Annotated in this window: 14 protein-coding genes and 1 pseudogene; 10 read left to right on the top strand and 5 right to left on the bottom strand. The window is 60.3% G+C overall.

Annotated features, from left to right (window positions below; all coding sequences use genetic code 11):
* The first annotated feature begins 12 nt into the window (after positions 1-12).
* The 3 genes from NO934_RS06850 to NO934_RS06860 all read left to right on the top strand — a co-directional run bounded on the left by NO934_RS06850 (position 13) and on the right by NO934_RS06860 (position 2414).
* On the top strand, positions 13-1140 hold the full coding sequence (locus tag NO934_RS06850; protein ID WP_309163098.1) for a transporter substrate-binding domain-containing protein: 1128 nt from the start codon (positions 13-15) through the stop codon (positions 1138-1140).
* Positions 1141-1203: 63 nt separating this feature from the next.
* Positions 1204-1803, top strand: a complete 600-nt coding sequence (locus tag NO934_RS06855; RefSeq protein ID WP_309163099.1) for a hypothetical protein — start codon at positions 1204-1206, stop codon at positions 1801-1803.
* Between the two features lie 17 nt (positions 1804-1820).
* Positions 1821-2414, top strand: coding sequence for a DedA family protein (locus tag NO934_RS06860; RefSeq protein WP_309163100.1), 594 nt, complete (start codon positions 1821-1823; stop codon positions 2412-2414).
* A gap of 190 nt (positions 2415-2604) precedes the next feature.
* Here the strand turns inward: NO934_RS06860 and NO934_RS06865 are convergent, their stop codons facing one another.
* Positions 2605-2874: an usg protein gene (locus tag NO934_RS06865; RefSeq protein WP_309163101.1), complete on the bottom strand. Its 270-nt coding sequence runs from the start codon at positions 2872-2874 to the stop codon at positions 2605-2607.
* A gap of 206 nt (positions 2875-3080) precedes the next feature.
* Between NO934_RS06865 and groES the strand changes: the two genes are divergently transcribed.
* From groES to NO934_RS06900, 7 genes are all read left to right on the top strand, one after another.
* Entirely contained in the window at positions 3081-3395 is a 315-nt protein-coding gene (groES, locus tag NO934_RS06870; protein ID WP_309163102.1) for a co-chaperone GroES, read from the top strand.
* 33 nt (positions 3396-3428) lie between these two features.
* Positions 3429-5057, top strand: coding sequence for a chaperonin GroEL (gene groL, locus NO934_RS06875; protein WP_309163103.1), 1629 nt, complete (start codon positions 3429-3431; stop codon positions 5055-5057).
* 165 nt (positions 5058-5222) lie between these two features.
* The gene (locus tag NO934_RS06880; protein WP_309163104.1) at positions 5223-6311 is read left to right on the top strand and encodes a glycosyltransferase family 4 protein; all 1089 of its coding nucleotides are present in this window, start codon (positions 5223-5225) and stop codon (positions 6309-6311) included.
* A gap of 13 nt (positions 6312-6324) precedes the next feature.
* Positions 6325-8526 carry an amylo-alpha-1,6-glucosidase gene (locus tag NO934_RS06885; protein WP_309163105.1) on the top strand — a complete coding sequence of 734 codons (2202 nt, stop codon included), beginning with the start codon at positions 6325-6327 and terminating at the stop codon, positions 8524-8526.
* Between the two features lie 152 nt (positions 8527-8678).
* Positions 8679-9155: an Hsp20 family protein gene (locus NO934_RS06890; protein WP_309163106.1), complete on the top strand. Its 477-nt coding sequence runs from the start codon at positions 8679-8681 to the stop codon at positions 9153-9155.
* Between the two features lie 81 nt (positions 9156-9236).
* Complete coding sequence (locus NO934_RS06895; RefSeq protein WP_309163107.1) at positions 9237-9746, top strand: Hsp20/alpha crystallin family protein; 510 nt, start codon at positions 9237-9239, stop codon at positions 9744-9746.
* Positions 9747-9822: 76 nt separating this feature from the next.
* The gene (locus NO934_RS06900; protein WP_309163108.1) at positions 9823-10581 is read left to right on the top strand and encodes an ETC complex I subunit; all 759 of its coding nucleotides are present in this window, start codon (positions 9823-9825) and stop codon (positions 10579-10581) included.
* A 421-nt stretch (positions 10582-11002) separates the two neighbouring features.
* On the opposite strand, the pseudogene NO934_RS20635 reads toward NO934_RS06900, so the two are convergent.
* The 4 genes and pseudogenes from NO934_RS20635 to NO934_RS06915 all read right to left on the bottom strand — a co-directional run.
* A pseudogene (locus NO934_RS20635) lies at positions 11003-11209 on the bottom strand (PAS domain S-box protein); the annotation flags it as partial.
* A gap of 9 nt (positions 11210-11218) precedes the next feature.
* The gene (locus tag NO934_RS06905; protein WP_309163109.1) at positions 11219-11785 is read right to left on the bottom strand and encodes an invasion associated locus B family protein; all 567 of its coding nucleotides are present in this window, start codon (positions 11783-11785) and stop codon (positions 11219-11221) included.
* A 25-nt stretch (positions 11786-11810) separates the two neighbouring features.
* Entirely contained in the window at positions 11811-14330 is a 2520-nt protein-coding gene (locus NO934_RS06910) for an autotransporter outer membrane beta-barrel domain-containing protein (RefSeq protein ID WP_309163110.1), read from the bottom strand.
* Positions 14282-18679: an autotransporter-associated beta strand repeat-containing protein gene (locus NO934_RS06915; RefSeq protein ID WP_309163111.1), complete on the bottom strand. Its 4398-nt coding sequence runs from the start codon at positions 18677-18679 to the stop codon at positions 14282-14284. The genes NO934_RS06910 and NO934_RS06915 overlap by 49 nt, the downstream gene beginning before the upstream one ends.
* Between the last annotated feature and the right edge of the window lie 135 nt (positions 18680-18814).

Below are 18814 nucleotides of genomic sequence, written 5' to 3' on the forward strand. Positions count from 1 at the left end.
CGAATGGAAGGCATGAAAAGTTATTTGGATTCATCCCCGCACGGATCATTGGCCGGCGGAAGGATTTTGGGTTTTCTGCTCATCTTGCTCGGCTTGCTGATCTGCGGGTCGACACACGCGCAAGAGAGAGGCGAAGCAGGGCCGCTCCGGGTCGGGGTCTATGTCAGCCCGCCCTTTGTCGACAATGTCGGAGAGACGGCATACGCGGGCATGGCCATCGATCTTTGGACACAGATCGCACAACGCCTCGGCGTTACCTTTGAGTACGAAGAATACCCCACCTTTCGCGATCTCTTGCAGGCCACCGCCGACGGCACCGTCGATGCCGCGGTAACAAATCTGACCATTACCCGCAATCGGGCCGAGGTCGTGTCCTTCACCCAACCCTGGTATGACGCAGGCCTGCGGCTCATGGTCCCAGAAGAAGGCGGTGCGAGCGGGTGGGACGTCATTTCCGGACTGGGGGATGCGGGGCATCTGCGTGCCTATGCCTGGCTGGCTATCGTTATCCTTCTCGCCACCCTGGGCCTGACACTGTTCGACAGGAAGTTCGATCCAGATTTCCCCAAACGCTGGCGGGAAGGATTGGCCGAAAGCTTCCATCACGTCATGTCCATTGCAATGTCGGGGAAGACAGCGCGCAAGAACCTGTTCGGATGGGTCGGGCGGATCTGGCAGGCCTTATGGCTGGTGGTTGGGGTCGCAGTCATTGCCTACGTCACCTCATCGGTTACGAGCGTAATGACGACCGTTTCATTGACACGCGGAATCAACTCGCTCTCGGATATGTCCGACAAGACAGCGGCCGTCTTCACCGGCAGCGTGGCGGAAGACTATGTGCGCGAATTAGGCCTTTCAGCGCGAGCCTATGACAATATCGCGCTCTCGGTTGCGGCCCTGGAGGCCGGCGAGGTTGACGCTATCGTGGGCGATGCGCCGATCCTCGAACACTACGCACTCAACAATCCCCAGGATCAGCTCGCCGTTGTCGGCAATATCTTTCATCCCGACAAATATGGCTTTGCCTTTCCCATGGGGAGCGAACTGACGCGTGCGGTAACGTTGGAAATCCTCGCTGCCCAGGAATCTGGGGCCTTGGAAGCCCTGAAAGAGCGCTATTTTGGTTCCGGACAGCAATAATCTTGTCAAACGGAGGCCAAACCGCGCAAGGTCGGCCTTTTGACGGCTGAGCAAGGTCAACAAATGGATACCGCTCCCGAAGGTTTGCCCAGCGAGATGGTGTTCGTCCATATCCGCATCATTGTCGGCATGGTGCTGGGGATAAGCCTGACGCGGCTGGTGAACGGAGTGATGCGCTACGTACAGCATCCTGGCCGCGAACAGATATATCCGATCCATATGGGCTGGGTTCTGTTCACCTTTCTGTTCATCGTCCATTTCTGGTGGTTCGAAATTGCCCTCTCGATGCTCCATCAATGGTCGTTTTCCGTCTATCTCTTCCTGATCTGCTACGCCGGTATTTTCGCGATGCTGGCTTCGCTGCTGTTCCCCGATCGCATCGACGAGTACGGAACGTTCAAAATCTATTTTCAGGAACGCCGGCGATGGTTTTTCGGCATCCTGCTTTTAATGATCGTGCTCGATAGCGTGGACACCTTCATCAAAGGCCCCGAATATTTCAGCAGGCATTACGATTGGGATTACCCTGTACGCCAGGGTGTCCTGGCGTTGGGCACCATCGGGGCTATGATCTGGAAATCGGAAAAATATCACGCCGTGTTCGTCGTGTTCGCGGTCATCCTTCAGATCGTCTGGAGTCTCACCCTCTTCGAGTTTCTCTAACTCCGGCGGCCTGAATCGTGGCGGATACTCTTCATCATTTCATAGAGCATTTCGGACTTGTGGCGATTTTCATCGGCTGTCTCCTCGAAGGAGAGACGATCGCGATCCTGGGCGGCTTCTTCGCTCATCAGGACGTTCTCGTGCCCTGGCAGGTGTTTGCGACCGTCTATGTCGGCGCGTTCTGCGGCGATGCACTGCTCTTCATGGTCGGAAAACATTTCTCCGCCGCCACCTTCGTGCGCCGGCTCGAGGAAAAACCCGCCTTTGCATATGCGCAACGCATGGTGCGCAAATATCCCACGCCCTATGTCCTGCTCAATCGCTACGTCTATGGCCTGCGCATGATCGGAGGGGTCGTCGCGGGGCTGGCCGGGATCGGGACGACGAAATTCCTGTTGCTCAACGCCGTTGCCACCCTGGTATGGGCCGGCATCTTCACTGGCCTGGGTTATGTGTTCGGCACGGCCGCGGAACAGATCATCGGTTCGGAACTGGCAAAGCACCAACGCCTTCTGGTTGCCTTAGGCGTCGCCGTGCTAGTGGCCATGGCCGGGCTTAGTCTCATGCACCGGATGCGGCGCAAAGCCGATGTTAGCGGGATTAGGCCATAGAGCTGCCCGGGTGCGGGCCGAACGACATCTCTGTTTCCATGCCCCCCAATAGCTGCCTGTCCGCTTCCCACCCCCTCATCGGCCATCAACGCAGGGCTTCCATAGTCACCGCAATGGCGAAATGGGGCCGATTGCGGTCGGTCCGGTTTCCGTAACATATGCAATAAGCTGCCGCTCGAGATCTAAGGTCTTAATGGACCGAGCCTAAGTCGGTGGTGTTTCGCAGATCGAGGGGCGCAATCAGTCGCTTATGTGCGACGACCACCGAATGAAGCTTGCCCTCGATTTCATGTGACCAGAAGTCCAGGAACGCTTTGAGTTCGGGAAATTTCGGCGCAAGATCGTATTCTTGCCAGACGTAGAGCTGCAGCACCGAGGGGTGGTCAGGCAGATGGTAATGGATCTCCGCCGTCGTCAGACCATATCCTTCCATTTGCTTGAGGAACGCGCGATCGGGCATCTCTCATGTTCTCCATTCAAGGTTCAACGCCCCACAATGGTGAACCCAAACAAGGGGCTAGGGCAAATCAGCACTCTCGCAAAAAGAGTGCCAAAAAAATTTGTTCCAGGTCTTGAAACCCCTTTTTCCCGCTCCAATCTCACTTGCGCTTCCTTCCGGGGAATGCCGGAAGGGGTTCCGTCATTGCTTGTTTATGGAGGTTGCACATGGGATTCCGTCCCTTGCACGACCGTGTCGTCGTGCGCCGCATCGAGGCCGATGAAAAAACGGCCGGTGGCATCATCATCCCCGACACAGCCAAGGAAAAACCTCAGGAAGGCGAGGTTATCGCCGTGGGCCCGGGCGCTCACAATGAAAAGGGCGAGCTGGTGGCGCTGGAGGTCAAGGCGGGTGATCGCGTCCTGTTTGGCAAATGGAGCGGCACGGAGGTCAGGATCAGCGGAGAAGACCTGCTGATCATGAAGGAAAGCGATATTCTGGGAATCATCGAAAGCGCCGAACCGGCCCAAAAGGCCGCGTAAGGCGCTTTTTCGTTAAGGAGCGAAAGAAAGCAAATGGCTGCCAAGGAAGTTAAGTTCTCGTCCGATGCACGCGAGAAGATGCTTCGCGGCGTGGATACGCTTGCAAATGCGGTCAAGGTGACTCTCGGCCCCAAGGGCCGCAATGTGGTCATCGAAAAGAGCTTTGGCGCACCGCGTATCACCAAGGATGGTGTGAGCGTCGCTAAGGAAATCGAACTTGAAGACAAGTTCGAAAACATGGGCGCACAGATGGTGCGCGAAGTGGCGTCCAAGACCAATGACATGGCCGGTGACGGCACCACCACGGCAACGGTGCTGGCGCAGGCCATCGTTAAAGAAGGCGCAAAGGCCGTCGCCGCCGGAATGAATCCGATGGATCTAAAGCGCGGCATCGATCTGGCTGTGGGCAAGGTCGTCGAAGACCTCAAGGGCCATGCACGCAAAATTACGGCAAATTCCGAAATCGCGCAGGTCGGCACGATCTCGGCCAACGGCGATACCGAGATCGGGCGCTTCCTTGCCGAGGCGATGGAAAAGGTCGGAAATGACGGCGTAATCACAGTGGAGGAGGCCAAGACGGCTGAGACCGAGCTCGAAGTGGTCGAAGGCATGCAGTTCGACCGTGGATACCTCTCGCCCTATTTCGTGACCAATTCCGAAAAGATGAGGGTCGAACTCGAAGATCCCTATATTCTCATCCACGAAAAGAAGCTCTCCAATCTGCAGTCCATGCTGCCGTTGCTGGAAAGCGTGGTGCAATCGGGCAAGCCACTGGTGATCGTTGCCGAGGATGTCGAGGGCGAGGCTCTCGCGACCCTGGTCGTCAACCGTCTGCGTGGCGGCCTCAAGGTAGCCGCCGTCAAAGCGCCAGGCTTCGGTGACCGCCGCAAGGCCATGCTGCAGGACATCGCGATCCTCACGGGCGGCAACGTCGTCTCTGATGAATTGGGCATCAAGCTCGAGAACGTGACCCTCAACATGCTCGGCACGGCCAAGAAGGTGGTGATCGAGAAAGAAAACACCACCATCGTCGATGGCGCTGGTTCCAAGGACGACATCGAAGGCCGCGTGAACCAGATCAAGGCGCAGATCGAGGAAACCACCTCGGACTACGACCGCGAAAAGCTCCAGGAACGCCTGGCCAAGCTCGCTGGTGGCGTTGCCGTGATCCGGGTTGGCGGTGCCACCGAAGTTGAGGTCAAGGAAAAGAAGGACCGAGTGGACGACGCGCTGCATGCGACCCGCGCTGCTGTCGAAGAGGGCATCCTGCCCGGCGGCGGCGTTGCTTTGCTTCGGGCGCTTAAGGCGCTTGGAGACCTCAAGAGCGCTAATGGTGACCAGCAGGCCGGAATCGATATCGTCCGCCGCGCCATCCAAGCTCCGGCCAAGCAGATCGCGCTCAATGCTGGAGAGGACGGCTCGGTGATCGCGGGCAAGCTGCTTGAAAAGGACGATTACAGCTGGGGCTATAACGCCGCGACAGGCGAATATCAGGACCTCGTTGCCGCAGGCGTGATCGACCCCGCCAAGGTCGTCCGCACAGCACTCGAGGATGCTGCCTCGGTTGCTTCGCTCCTGATCACCACCGAGGCCCTGGTGGCTGAAAAGCCCAAGAAGGAAGCGGCTCCCGCCATGCCGGCCGGAGCCGGAATGGACTTCTGATTATCGTAAGTCCAGGTGCTCGGTGGTTTCCTGCCGGGCACCATCAACGATTGGCGCGCCGTCATCAAAAGGCCGCCTGACGAGATATCCGGAAAAATTGTCGCTGCGCGGCCACCGACCCGGTGTGCCCGAGCCTAAACGCGCGAGCAAAGGAGTGCCTAACCAATGAGGATCGCCCAGATTGCCCCTCTGGCTGAATGCGTGCCGCCCAAGCTCTATGGCGGGACAGAGCGCATCGTAGCCTACCTCACTGACGAACTGGTCCGGCAGGGCCATGAGGTGACGCTCTTTGCCAGCGGTGACTCAAGAACGCTGGCCCAGTTGGTGCCGTGCTCGCATGTCGCGCTGCGGCTCAACCCCCAGGTGCGCGACCCCATTCCCTACCATGTCATGATGCTTGAACAGGTGCGCCAACGTGCCAGCGAATTCGACATCATGCATTTCCACATCGACATGCTGCATTTCCCCTTAGTGCGGGAATGCGCCGGCAAGACCGTCACCACCCTGCACGGCCGACTCGATCTGCCCGATCTCGTGCCGTTCTACCGTGCGTTCCCCGAATTTCCGCTGGTTTCGATCTCCAACGATCAGCGCAAACCAATGCCTCCGGTAAACTGGTCCGGGACGGTCTATCACGGCTTGCCGGCAGACCTTCTGCCATTCCAGCCAGAGGCAGCTGGCGGGTATCTAGCATTCCTGGGACGCATCTCGCCTGAAAAGCGCCCGGATCGCGCCATCGAGATCGCGGCGCGTGCGGGCATGACGCTCAAGATCGCCGCCAAGATCGACAAGGCTGACCAAGCCTATTGGGACGAGACTATCGCCCCGCTGGTCGCCCGCCACCACAATGTCGAGTTCGTCGGCGAGATCAACGAGGCGCAGAAGGCGCAGTTCCTGGGCAACGCCACAGCGCTTTTGTTCCCCATCGACTGGCCCGAACCCTTCGGATTGGTGATGATCGAGGCCATGGCCTGCGGCACGCCGGTCATCGCCTTCAACTGCGGCTCGGTGCCCGAGGTCCTCGACCACGGCGTTTCCGGCTTCATCGTCGAAACGATCGATGAAGCCGTCGATAGCGTGCACAAGGCGCGCGGTATGGATCGCCATCTGGTCCGCGCAACCTTCGACGCCCGCTTCACAGCCGAGCGCATGGCGCGGGACTATGTGGCGCTTTACGAGCGCCAGTTCATTGGCCAGCCAGCTAACGGCAATGTCTATATTCCGCGCCAATACGGCCTTGACCTTCACGCCTGATCAGGGGACAGGAATGGACAGTTTCACAGATCAGGCGGGGATCTTGGGGGGTCCGCCACCCGAAGATGCGTCCTATGGCGTCCTGGCCCGGGCCTCGCTGCAAGAGATCCGAACCCGCACGCTCAAGCATGGCGACACGTTCGGCGTGTTCGACCATAATGGCGACATCCATGCCGATCCAACGGGTGCAGAGGGCCTTTTCCACCGAGATACACGGTATCTCTCGCGCCTGACACTGGCCATCAACGGTAGTAGACCGCTGCTCTTGAGCTCGACGCTGAGAGACGACAATGCCACCCTTACGTGCGACCTCACCAATCCTGACCTATTCGACGAACAAGGGGATTTAAGGCTCGAGCACGACTTGATCCATATCCGGCGCTCGCGGTTTCTTTGGAAGGCTGCATGCTACGAGCGGATCGCCGTCCGCAACTTTCTCGATCGCACCGTCACCGTCGTGCTCGATATCGTTTTCGAAGCCGATTTTGCCGATCTGTTTGAAGTGCGGGGCACTACCCGTAAGTGGCGGGGAAAGAGCCATGATCCAGTCGTGGGCCAAGATAGCGTACTGCTCGGCTACACTGGACTCGATAGGATCGAACGCAGCACGTATCTGCAGTTTTCGCCCCGTCCCGCCGTGATTTCGGGCGGGCGGGCGCGCTTCGTCCTCACGCTGGAACCAAAGGAAACGCGATCGGTGCTCCTTACCGTCGAATGCCTTGAGGGCTCGCACCGGACCGCCAAGCACGAATCGTTCTTCAGCGCCATTCGTGAGGCTCGGCGCTCGTTGCGCAAAGCCTCCTCACGTGCGGCCGCCATCATCACCTCCAACGAGATCTTCAACGAGAGCCTGGCTCGCAGCATCTCGGACCTTTATATGCTGATGACCGACACGCCGGAAGGTCCATACCCCTATGCTGGCGTTCCGTGGTTCAGCACGGTTTTCGGGCGGGACGCGCTCATCACCGCGTTCGAGACGCTCTGGATCGACCCAGATATCGCGCGAGGCGTGCTGTTCCATCTCGCGGCCAACCAGGCGACAGAAATGGACGCCGCTGCCGATGCCGAGCCGGGCAAGATCCTGCACGAGGTGCGGTATGGCGAAATGGCGGAGTTGGGCGAGGTGCCATTCCGCCGCTATTACGGCAGCATCGATTCAACACCCTTGTTCGTGATGCTGGCGGGAGCATATCTCGACCGCACAGGAGATATGGAGGCGATCGGTGCGCTCTGGCCTCACATCGAGGCCGGGCTGGCGTGGATCGAGCACTATGGCGACCGAGACGGCGACGGATACCTCGAGTATGGCCGCCGGTCCGAGCAGGGCCTGGCCAATCAGGGTTGGAAGGACAGCCACGATTCAATCTTTCACAGCGACGGTACGCTGGCCAAGGGCCCGATCGCGCTCTGCGAGGTGCAGGCCTATGTTTATGGAGCGTTCATGGCAGCAAGCGCCATGGCGGAACGCCTGGGGCATGCCGATGCCGCAGCGCGGTTTGCCCGGCGTGCCGAAAGCCTGCGCCATGCCTTCGCGCGCGATTTCTTCGACCCCGAGCTGGGCAGTTACGTTCTGGCGCTCGATGGCGACAAGCGCCCTTGCCGGGTGCTGTCGTCCAATGCAGGACATGCCCTTTGGACCGGTATAGCGGAACGCGCGCACGCCCGCTCGGTCGCTGCCGCCCTTATGGGCCGAGCAAGCTTCAGCGGATGGGGTGTGCGTACGATCGCAGCAGGTCAGAGCCGCTACAATCCCATGAGCTATCACAACGGTTCAGTCTGGCCGCACGATAATGCTCTGATCGCCGCCGGCCTGGCACGCTACGGGCTGAAGGGCGAAACGGTTCGCATTCTCGAGGGATTGTTCGCCGCGGCGAGCTATATCGATTTGCGGCGCTTGCCTGAATTGTTCTGTGGCTTTTCGCGACTCGCATCCCACGGACCGACATTCTACCCGGTCGCCTGTATTCCCCAGGCCTGGGCCGCTGCTGCACCACTTTACACACTGCAAGCCTGCCTCGGCCTGCGCTTCGATGTCGAGGCCGGTCGCATCCTGTTCGACAGCCCAATGCTGCCGGACTTTCTCAACACGGTCCATCTGAAGCGCTTGCGGTTGAATGGTGCGACGGCCGATATTTCTCTCCACCGCTCTGGCCAAGCCGTGGTGGTCGAGGTCGAAAGGCGCCGAGGCGCGATCGGCGTCGTCACGACAACTTGAACAGACCATTCCCCATGTAACCTCTTGAAATCAGGACACATTGCACCAAATCAATCATGCCAGGATCCCCATAGGTGGGCCGGCATCTGGGCGGACTCAAGCGTCCGCCCGACTTAAACTTGTATCCATGTTGCTCAATGGAGGATGTGGCTATGAGAACCACCTTCGACTTTTCTCCCCTGTTCCGGTCGAGCATCGGCTTCGACCGAATGCTGAACGCGCTTGAGGCGGCCAGCCGCGTCGAGACGTTCGACAACTGGCCTCCTTACGACATCACCAAGGCTGACGACGAGACCTATCGCGTTTCGCTCGCTGTGGCCGGATTCAGCCCCGACGAGCTGTCCATCACCCAGGAGCAGAACATGCTGATGGTGTCGGGTCAGAAGGCTGGCGAGGACAATGGCCAGTATCTGCATCGCGGCATCGCCGGACGCGCCTTCCAGCGGCGGTTCGAGCTGGCTGACCATGTGAAGGTCGTCGGCGCGAACCTCGTCAACGGTCTGCTGACCATCGATCTCAAGCGTGAGCTTCCCGAAGAGATGAAGCCGCGCCGGATCGAGATCGCGACCGGTGAAGCGCTGCCCCAAGCCGAAACCAGGCAGATCGAGGCCGAGAAGCACGCCGCCTAACGGGGCTTCTCGGTGTGGTCCTGCGTTTGGCGCCGGGCTTTTGTCCGGCGCCATCGCCAACGGACAGAAAGGAGAAACAAGATGAGTGTGCGTGATTTGATCCCCTGGGGCCGAAACAATGGCAGCACGACCCCAAGCATCTTCCGCAATGATGACCGCGATCCGTTCCTGTCGCTGCATCGCGAGGTGAACCGGCTTTTCGACGACGCCTTCCGCAGCTTCGGAACCGGCCTACCTTCCCTGGGCAGTTTTTCCAGCTTCGGCGGCAACTGGCCCAGCGTTGAGATTTCCGACGGCGAGAAGGAAATCAAGGTGACGGCGGAGGTGCCGGGCCTTGAGGAGAAGGACATCGAAGTCCTGCTCGATGACGGCGTGCTGACGCTGCGTGGCGAAAAGCGCTCTGAGACCGAGGACAAGAACAGGCAGTTCTCCGAACGTTTCTATGGCCGGTTCGAGCGCCGCATTCCGCTCGGCTACGAGGTGCAAGAAGACAAGGTGGATGCGCGCTTCAGGAACGGGGTGCTGACCGTGTCCTTGCCCAAGAGCGAAAGGGCGCAGTCGCAAGTGAGACGGATCGCCATCAACAGCTAAGGCATGACAGGCGCCGGCGGTGGGCTTTTCCGGCCGCTGCCGGCATTCCTTCACCACAGATGGGGAGGGATGAACGATGGAGATTGTTAAACAGACATATGAATTATCGACACAGCATTTCCCGCAGGGCGAAGGCTCGAACGACAATCGCCCCAAGCCGCTTTCGCGTGGCCGATCAACCCTTCCTGACGACGCCGTTGCTCGCATCTACAAGCCGACTCGCTCGGTGACGAGTTCGGGCAAGGCGCGCGCCAAAGGTTGGCGTCTCGCCTTCGAGCGAAGTGCCGCGCCATTCATAGAGCCGCTCATGGGTTACACGGGTGGCGGCGACACACTGACCCAAGTCGAACTCAGCTTCCCGACATTGGAATCGGCCGTCCGGTTTGCCGAGCGGCAGGGCCTGAATTATGTCGTCCAGCAGCCCTCTGGAGAGAGGGAAAACAGCCGCAGCCAGCGCAGTAGTGGAACGTCGGCGGATAAGGACAGGTCTCATGCCTTTTTCGACGCGACGCTCAACCGGCTCGAGCTTTCAGACCTTCAGGACAGTTATCGGCAATCACTCGGCAGCACTGCGAACCGCAACGGCCTAGCCGGGCCTAGCGGCTGGACCGCACCTATGGCTGTGGTCTGGGATCCGTCGCTGACGGTGGAGACCAAACGGTCGATCCTGATGAACTGGGCCTGGACGGAGCACCTGATCGATCAGGCGACCAATGAAGGCATGCCCGAGAACCACCGGCCCTCGCGCCTCGACGAGGTCGAACGGGCGCTGCTCGCCCTGGAGCACGAGGTCGCGACCGATCAGGATAATGCCGGCACACGGAACGCCGCATGAGGTGCAGAAATGGACCCGCATGTCATCTTCGAGTGCCGGAAGGTCCTGCCTGACACGTTCGCGCTGACGCTTGCTGCCGTCGCCCGCGCCAGGGCGCTCAGACATGGCGCCGAGCCAAGGTCTGTAGCAGACCTGAGCGCGTCTTTCGGTTTCTTCTACCAAGTCAGCCGCGCTTGCGGTTGCGCGAAGGGGCGATTTCGGTGATCAGCTGCCACGTCACGAGAGGTTAACCACGCGATCGAGCAGTTCAACCTGGATCCTTGTCTTTGGCAAACGGATCCGCATCTTGATTGCGTCTGGCCGATTCCGGCTTGATTGGCCGGCAGGCCGCCTCTTCAAGGGCGGCCGACAAAGGGTCTGCGCCACTCCGCCTGTAAGCTGCCCGATGGCCTCCATCTTCCGGGTTTGGGCGAGCCGCTCGGCTCGTGTCGAGTTCCTCCTGGGCCCTGCGGCGTTCGGTCAGGTCCCGGGTGATCTTAGCGAACCCAATGAGGGTCCGTCTGAAGAGCGAATTGGATCGATGATGACATGCGTCCAGAGACCCGTCCTTGCGCACGCGCCAGGCCTCGGCCTCAAACCGACCGTCTTGGGCAGCTGTCTCAAGCGCCCTCTGGGGCAGGCCGGCGGCCAAAGCGTCTCAACCGGCGAGTTCGGCCGTGCGGTTCAAAGCGCCACCAAAGCCTCTTAGCGAAATGGCGAAGACCGTTTCCCGGCCCCCATCAGCCGTGGCATGTACCTTAAGTTCCGCGCCTGAGCGCAGTGCCTCGCGCATTTCCTCGTCAAAGGTCGTCGAGATGATGCATCCTCCCGGCAGGCAAGTGCGGAACGAAAGCGCTTGCCCTGGAGCGCCATCATCGATCTGAAGCTTTGCTCCAGCGGCAAGGCTCAACCCGAAGGGCAACACCAGCGTTGCTCGATCACCCTCGGGAGACGGCTGGATCTCAACGGCAATAATGCGCTGGCGAGAATTGCCGTCCTGCTGTTCCTGAGACATTGAACAGCTTTTTGCTGCCTGAGCCCCCTCCCCGCTGATTGCGCAGGTGACGACCCAGTCCCCATGAACTTCTTGCAGTGAATTGGCACCACCCGGCAGGCTGACCTCCTGCGCTGCCGAGGTTGCAGCGTTCAGCCCGATAGCCAGTGCCAGAACTGGCAAAGCGTTTCTCGCGATGCTGATCGTTCGTTTTTTGATGTCCATAGTCATTAAGTTGTCCTGCCTGAGCGTAAACCTAGAAGGCGACTTTGAGCCCAATTTTGCCGGCGATCGAGTAATCGCCAGCATCGAATTGGTGCTGGAACTGGAAATTTCCGTAAAGAGACACGTCTTCGGCGATCTCGGCGTCCAGGCCTGCATCGAGCCTGAGGCCGATCCCACCGGTATCGCTCTGGAACGGGACGAAACCGTCTTGGGACGAGAATTGGGTAACGGACTTGCCCAAGAACTCGTTGGTTACGCTCGCGCGCATCCAACCCGTCGCTTCACGCTGCTCGCTAGGTTCCGTCGCTTCAGGGCCAAGGTCCCAGGTTCGCGACAGTCGCAAGCCGAGACGGCCGACAAGGCTCTCCGCGTCATCGAAACGGATAGCTGCTCCCACATCATAGGCATTATAGAGGTTGATCCTCTGGTAGGAGAGCTGCGCTTGCGGCTCGATCACCCAGCCATTGTCGAGAGCAATGGGATAACCTCCTTCGAGCGATGCCCCAAAACCAAAGGCATTGGTTTCGATGCCCGGAAGCCGGCCAGAAGCGGAGATATCATACCACGATCCCTGAACGACCCCGTCGAGATACCAGCCCTCTTGTCCGAAATGCGTCCAGTAGCCGCCGAGCGTCGACGCATTGAGGCTGTCCGATCCTGCGAACGATCCGTCTACATGGGAAACGTCGGTGCCTGCATAGCCATAGGCGAAATAGATGCCCGCATTATCGAAGCTGCCGTCGGGGCGTGCCGCCCGGTAGAGATCGATGCCGGCCTGGAGGGCACCAATGTCGTAATCGTAGCCAGGGCCGCGACTGGTATAGACGCCCATATCTCCGCCTTCGCGCGAGCCGGCCAGCCCGATGATGCGGCCCCAGGCGATATTACGGCTCTGCATGTCCTGCAGGGAACGTCCTCCGCCCATGCGTTCGTCGAGCGAGTCCATTACGGCGTTGCCATAATCAAGCGCCAGCGAGGGGATGACGGCATAGAGCGAGGTTTCCGGGCGGTAATCGGGCGTTGGCGGCGGCGGGGGTGGCCCCGGTGGCTCAGGCGCTGGGCACGGTGGCGTTGGTGCATCAGGGCGCGAACAATCCAATGTGGATCGTAGGTACCAAGCTTCGGGGTTTCCGTTGCCCCGGAACAATGAGTACTCATAAGGGCCGGCGACCACGGGACCTGCAAGTACGAAGGCGTCCGCAGAGGTGGTGGCTCCATTGGTTGCATCAACGACCAGGATGCCGCTGCCAGTGGTCAGCGCCCCCAACCCGCCGACATTTGAAATAGCCAAGCTTGTGGTGCCGGTCGCGGAACCTCCATTGATCACCAATCTGTCCGAAGGTGAGGCGTCGGCGCCGAGATAGGTGTTAAGACCGAGTAGGCCGCTCAATCCAGTGTAGCTGCCATTGACGATCAGCTGGGTTTCAGGTCCGGCACCGTTGGTGAAAATCCTGCCCGCATTCGTCACACCGGCAACCGTCTGAGTGAACCCAGCCAGATCGAGCGTGCCAGCAGTCGCCACGTCATGAACCGAGTTCGGGCTGAAGGTGTTTGTTGCACCCGCTGCGAGCTTGCCCGCTGCGATCGTTGTTGCACCACTGTAGGTGTTGTCGCCAGTAAAGACAGTTGTGCCGCTGCCGATCTGTTCGACAGCGCCCGTCCCCGAAATCTCACCGCCGAAGGTGTAGGTGGCGGAGCGATTAAAGACGAGCGTTCCATCATTGGCTACATCGCCGACGATTGAGCCCGTCGTGTCACCTGCTCCCAATTGCAGCGTTCCATCACTAATCGTGGTGCCACCGCCATAGATGCTGTTTCCCGTCAATATTGTCGTACCGCGGCCAATCTGCGAGAGCGAGCCCGAGCCGGATACGACACCCTCAAAAGTATAGGTGTCGGAGCGGTTGAAGGCGAGCTCACCGTCATTGGTAACATCGCCCAGAATGCTGCCGCTGGTTCCCCCGGACCCAAGTTGTAGCGTCCCTTCCGCAATTGTGGTGCCCCCGGCATAGGTGTTATTCCCTGTCAGCACCGCCAGACCCTCTCCAGTCTTGGTGAGGCCGCCAGGGCCAGAAATCGTGGCGGTCTGGGTAAATTCCACGCCCGCTGCGACGTCGAAAGCACCACCGTCGTCGCCCAAAAGGGTATCGCGATCGGTGACCACATCGGCCGTCACGGCAAGTGTGCCACCGCTCATGCTCAGTTGCGTGCCAGCCAGCCCGAGATTGGTGTCGCTGGAGATTTGGACGATACCGCCATTGATGGCCGTGCCGCCCGTATAGGTGTTGTCGGCGTCAAGGACCAGCGTGCCGAGGTCGGTTTTGGTCAGGATAACATCGCCGTTGAGCACCGACCCCATCGTGGCGGTAAAGTCAGCCCCCAGGTGGGTGCCATCGCCCACGCGAATGGTAGAACCGTTGCTGTCGAGGGTCGTGGGGACCAGGGTAAGTTCGTCGCCAGCGACCAGATACCCGTCGCTGGCAAACTGAATGCCCGAGGCGGTTACGTCCCCGAGACTGTTGTCGACGGTAACGGTACCGGGCGCGGCCATGAAGATGGCGCCTCATCCGTAAATGGCGCATTGAAATTGCCGAGTTCGGTTGTCCAGTTGTCATTACCGGCTGAATTTTGCCAAAGGCCGTCGCCGCCATTGATGACGCCGTTGTCGTGGAGGCTAGTGTCAGCGCCGTCCCAATAGTTGAGGGTGAGACCGGCGGTGTTGATCAGGTTGACCTGCTGGGCCACGGAGGTTTGCAACAGGAAGTCGGGTGACGGAATCTCGCCAATGATAAGGCCGTTGTCCGTAAATCCGCCAGCATAGCTGATGACCCGATAAACACCCGGATCGAACGAACCGCCCGGAGAGGTCGTGACATTCAACGTGCCGTCCAGAACCAGATCACCTTGAACGACCGTAAGATCGTTGAGCGCGCCGCCAACGACATTGGTCTGGCCGAAGCTGTAGTCGAGGAGCGAGCCGCTGCCGAGCGCCAGATCGCCGTTGATGGTCAAGGTTCCCGGCGCCACCCCGACATCGCCTGGAGACAGTGTTGCACCGTCGCCAATCTCGACGTTGCCCCCGATGATACCGAGACCGCCGAGCGTTGCGCCGTCCGCGACGCTGGTCAGTCCCTGGGCGCTGGTCTGGTTACCATTGACGTAAAGCGCGCCGGCCACAACGTGGGTTGGCCCTGAATATGTGTTGTCGCCCAGAAGAACGGTTGTACCGTCGCCTTGCTGCATCAAATTGCCCGAACCGGAGATGACACCGGGCATCGGCAACAGGCCGGTACGGTTGAAAATCAGCGTGCCGTCATTGACGACATCACCGACGATGGCTCCTGAATCGGCGCCATTGCCCAGCTGCAGCGTACCGTCGCTGATCGTCGTGCCGCCCGAATAGGTATTGTTGGCGGTCAGGATCGTGGTGCCTGGCCCCTGCTGGACGAGCGCGCCGCTACCGAGAATCTGTCCGTCGAGGGTCAACGTATTGGTACGGTCGATAGCCAGAACGCCATTGTTGGTCACATCGCCCACGATGCTGCCGGTGGTGTCGCCATTGCCCAGCTGAAGCGTGCCCGCGCTGATCGTCGTCCCACCGGAATAGGTGCTGTCGGCGGTCAGGATGGTGGTGCCGCTGCCGATCTGTTCGAGGGAACCCGTTCCCGAAACCGTACCGCCGAAAGTGTAGGTATCGGAGCGATCAAAGGCCAGCGTGCCATTGTTAGTGACATTGCCGACAATGCTGCCGCTCGTTCCCCCATCGCCGAGCTGAAGCGTGCCCGCGCTGATCGTCGTGTCGCCGGAATAGGTGTTATCGGCCGTCAGGATGGTGGTGCCGCTGCCGGTGTGGGTCACCGAACCGGTGCCCGAGATCAGCCCGCCGAAGGTGTAGGTATCGGAGCGATCAAAGGCCAGCGTGCCGTTGTTGGTGACATCGCCCAGGATGCTGCCGCTCGTGCCGCCATCGCCAAGCTGAAGCGTGCCCACGCCGATCGTCGTCCCGCCCGAATAGGTGTTGTCAGCGGTCAGAATGGTAGTGCCGCTGCCGATCTGTTCGAGGGAACCGGTGCCCGAGACGGTGCCGGCGAAGGTGTAGGAGTCCGAGCGATTGAAGGCGAGCGTGCCGTTGTTGGTGACATCGCCCAGGATGCTGCCGGTGGTGCCACCATCGCCGAGTTGAAGCGTGCCCGCGCTGATCGTCGTGCCCCCGGAATAGGTGTTGTTCTGGGCCAGAACCAGCGAGCCGTCCCCTGTCTTGGTGAGGCCACCCGTGCCGCTGACGACCCCATTGAGGGTGAAGGTCGTGCCGGTGTCGGTCTCGATTGTTCCACCGGCCGCGCCCAGGCTGGTGGCGCGCGCGGAGGTGAGGTCGGCCGTGGTGTGCAGTGTGGCGCCGTTGATCGCCAGCCCCGTCCCCGCCGCACCAAGATTGGTGTCGGCCGAGATCTCAAGGGTGCCGCCATCAACGATGGTGCCGCCGGTATAGCTGTTGGCTCCTTCCAGAACCAGCGTGCCGCCACCTGTCTTTTGAAGGATGGTCGAGCCCTGCAAGTCAGCACTGATCGTCGCGGTCACATCGGGATCGCCCGGACCGCCCACGCGGATCACCGAAGTGCCGGTCGCGGCTATCAGGGTGAGTGGATCGCCATCGATCTCATAGCCGTCGGTTATGAACTGCATGCCCGAGGCCGTGACCTGGCCATTGCCATTATCGATGGTCACCGTCCCAGCCGCGCCGGTAAAGATCGCAAACGACCCGTTGTCCCATGGCGCATTCACAGCTCCGATGTCGTCGGTCCAGTTGTCGGTGACCGGTTCGACTGCCCCGGCTATGCGCCACGTGCCGTCGCCGCCATTGATGACGCTGTTGTTGTGCTGCGCGCCGTTACCGCCATCCCAATAGGTGAGCTCCAACCCGGCGGTGTTGACCAGGTTCACCTGCCCCGGGATCGAGGTCTGGACGTAGAAATCGTCCATCGGCCGGCCCGTCGGGTCCAGGTTCTCATCGAGGAAGTCACCGAGGACCATCCCATTGTCGTCGAGAGACCCGCCATAGTTGAAGATGCGGTAGACACCCACCGTCAGGTCGGAGCCGGCATCGAACAGGTTGAGGGTGCCATCGAGAGCTAGGTCTCCACCCACATTAACCAGGTCATTGAGCGGGCCGCCCGCTCCCGGCGTCACGAGATTAAAGAAGGTCGTTGAGGTCTCGTTGAGGGTGAGATTGCCGTTGATCGTCAGCGTGGCAGGGGTCAAAGGCACAGCCCCGGGAGAGAGCGTCGCCCCATTGGTGATGACCACATCGCCGCCGATGATGCCAGAGCCGCCAAGCCGCGTACCGCTCTGCGCCGTCGTCAGCCCCGTCGCGCCGGTCTGGTTCCCGTCAATATAGAGCCAGCCACTGGAGATCGTCGTGTCGCCGGAATAGGTGTTATCGGCCGTCAGGATGGTGGTGCCGCTGCCGGTGTGGGTCACCGAACCGGTGCCCGAGATCAGCCCGCCGAAGGTGTAGGTATCGGAGCGATCAAAGGCCAGCGTGCCGTTGTTGGTGACATCGCCCAGGATGCTGCCGCTCGTGCCGCCATCGCCAAGCTGAAGCGTGCCCACGCCGATCGTCGTCCCGCCCGAATAGGTGTTGTCAGCGGACAAAATCAGCGTTCCGCCCCCCGCCTTGGTCAACTCGCCTGCGCCTGTGATGGCCTGGCTTATCGTACTGGTCACTCCCGCGCTGGTCTCGATCGTGCCGTCATTGGCGGTGATTGCAATCGCCCTGTCAGCGGAAAGATCGAAGCTACTGGTGAGGCGCAGCGTTCCCCCATCGAGTGTAATGTCACCGCTGGCGGCTCCCAACGCGCTGTCTGCTGCAATCGAGACGGTCCCGCCCTGAATGGTTGTACCGCCGCTGTAGCTATTCGCACCCGTCAGCGTGAGCACGCCCGCACCAGTCTTGGCCACCGCGCCACTGCCGATGATGGCGCCCGTATAGGTGCCGTTGTCCGGCTGCACGAAGCGCATAAGGCCATTGTTGGTGACCTCGGGCGGCAAACTTTGTGCTCTAGCTTCGAGCGTTCCCGCCGGGTCGACGGTCACCGTTCCATTGAAATTGGTGTTATTGCCAGTCAGCGCCAAGGTGCCTTGCTGAACATCAACAGCGAGCGGCACGACACCGGAATTGCTGCCGATCGAGCCTTCAAGCGTCCATGTTCCAAGGCCGGTTTTGGTGAGCGTCTGAAAATTGCTGATGTTTCCGGCGAGCGTATCGCTTGATCCTGCTTCGCCGTTCAGCGTCAGCGTGTTCGTTCCCCCGCCGCCGTTAAAGCCGCCGGTTATCTCCGTGTGGGGATACAACTCCAGAATGTCATCCCCATTGGCAAACGAGAGACTGCCATAGACGATCGCGCCGGTGCGGTTGATGAAGTGAACCGCCCCGTTCTGCTGATTGCCAATCACATTCTCGATCACCGTTTCAGAACCACTGCCCCGCCTGATGACCCCATAATTGTCGATGGTGTTAATCGCGCCGATCTCGCGGTCCTCGAACCAAATAGCGGCCGTATTGATCGCCGAGATGGTCCCGCGGTTGATAACCGTATTGCCCTCGCCCATCAGATTGACGGCCTCGGCGCGATTACTGCTACCCAGCGACGTCACCGCAGCACCTTCGCCAATGGTTAGCGTTCCGCCGGACCTGAATTCGATGGTGTCTCCGCCAGCACCCCACAAACCATTCGTGGTGGTGGCATTATTGCTGACCATGGCGCCATCGCCGATAGTAATGGCCGCTCCATCGCGCAGGCTGATCGCATTGAAATTGCCGCCTCTAACAATCGCACCCGGCTGCACGGTGATGGTGGCGTTGTCAGGCCCATCCTCTCCACGACCGAGAGTGCCAGACAAATTGGTGGTACCGGTACATGTGGTCGTGCCGCCGGATGCTGGGGCAGGCGAGCAGGCTGCAAGAACGGTCGTGGGCAGTAAAGTTCCACCCCACGCTGAACCGATCAGCGCAACAACAACGGGTAGGCCTGGCTG

It is taken from the genome of Pelagibacterium sp. H642 (genome assembly GCF_031202855.1).
GTDB lineage: Bacteria > Pseudomonadota > Alphaproteobacteria > Rhizobiales > Devosiaceae > Pelagibacterium.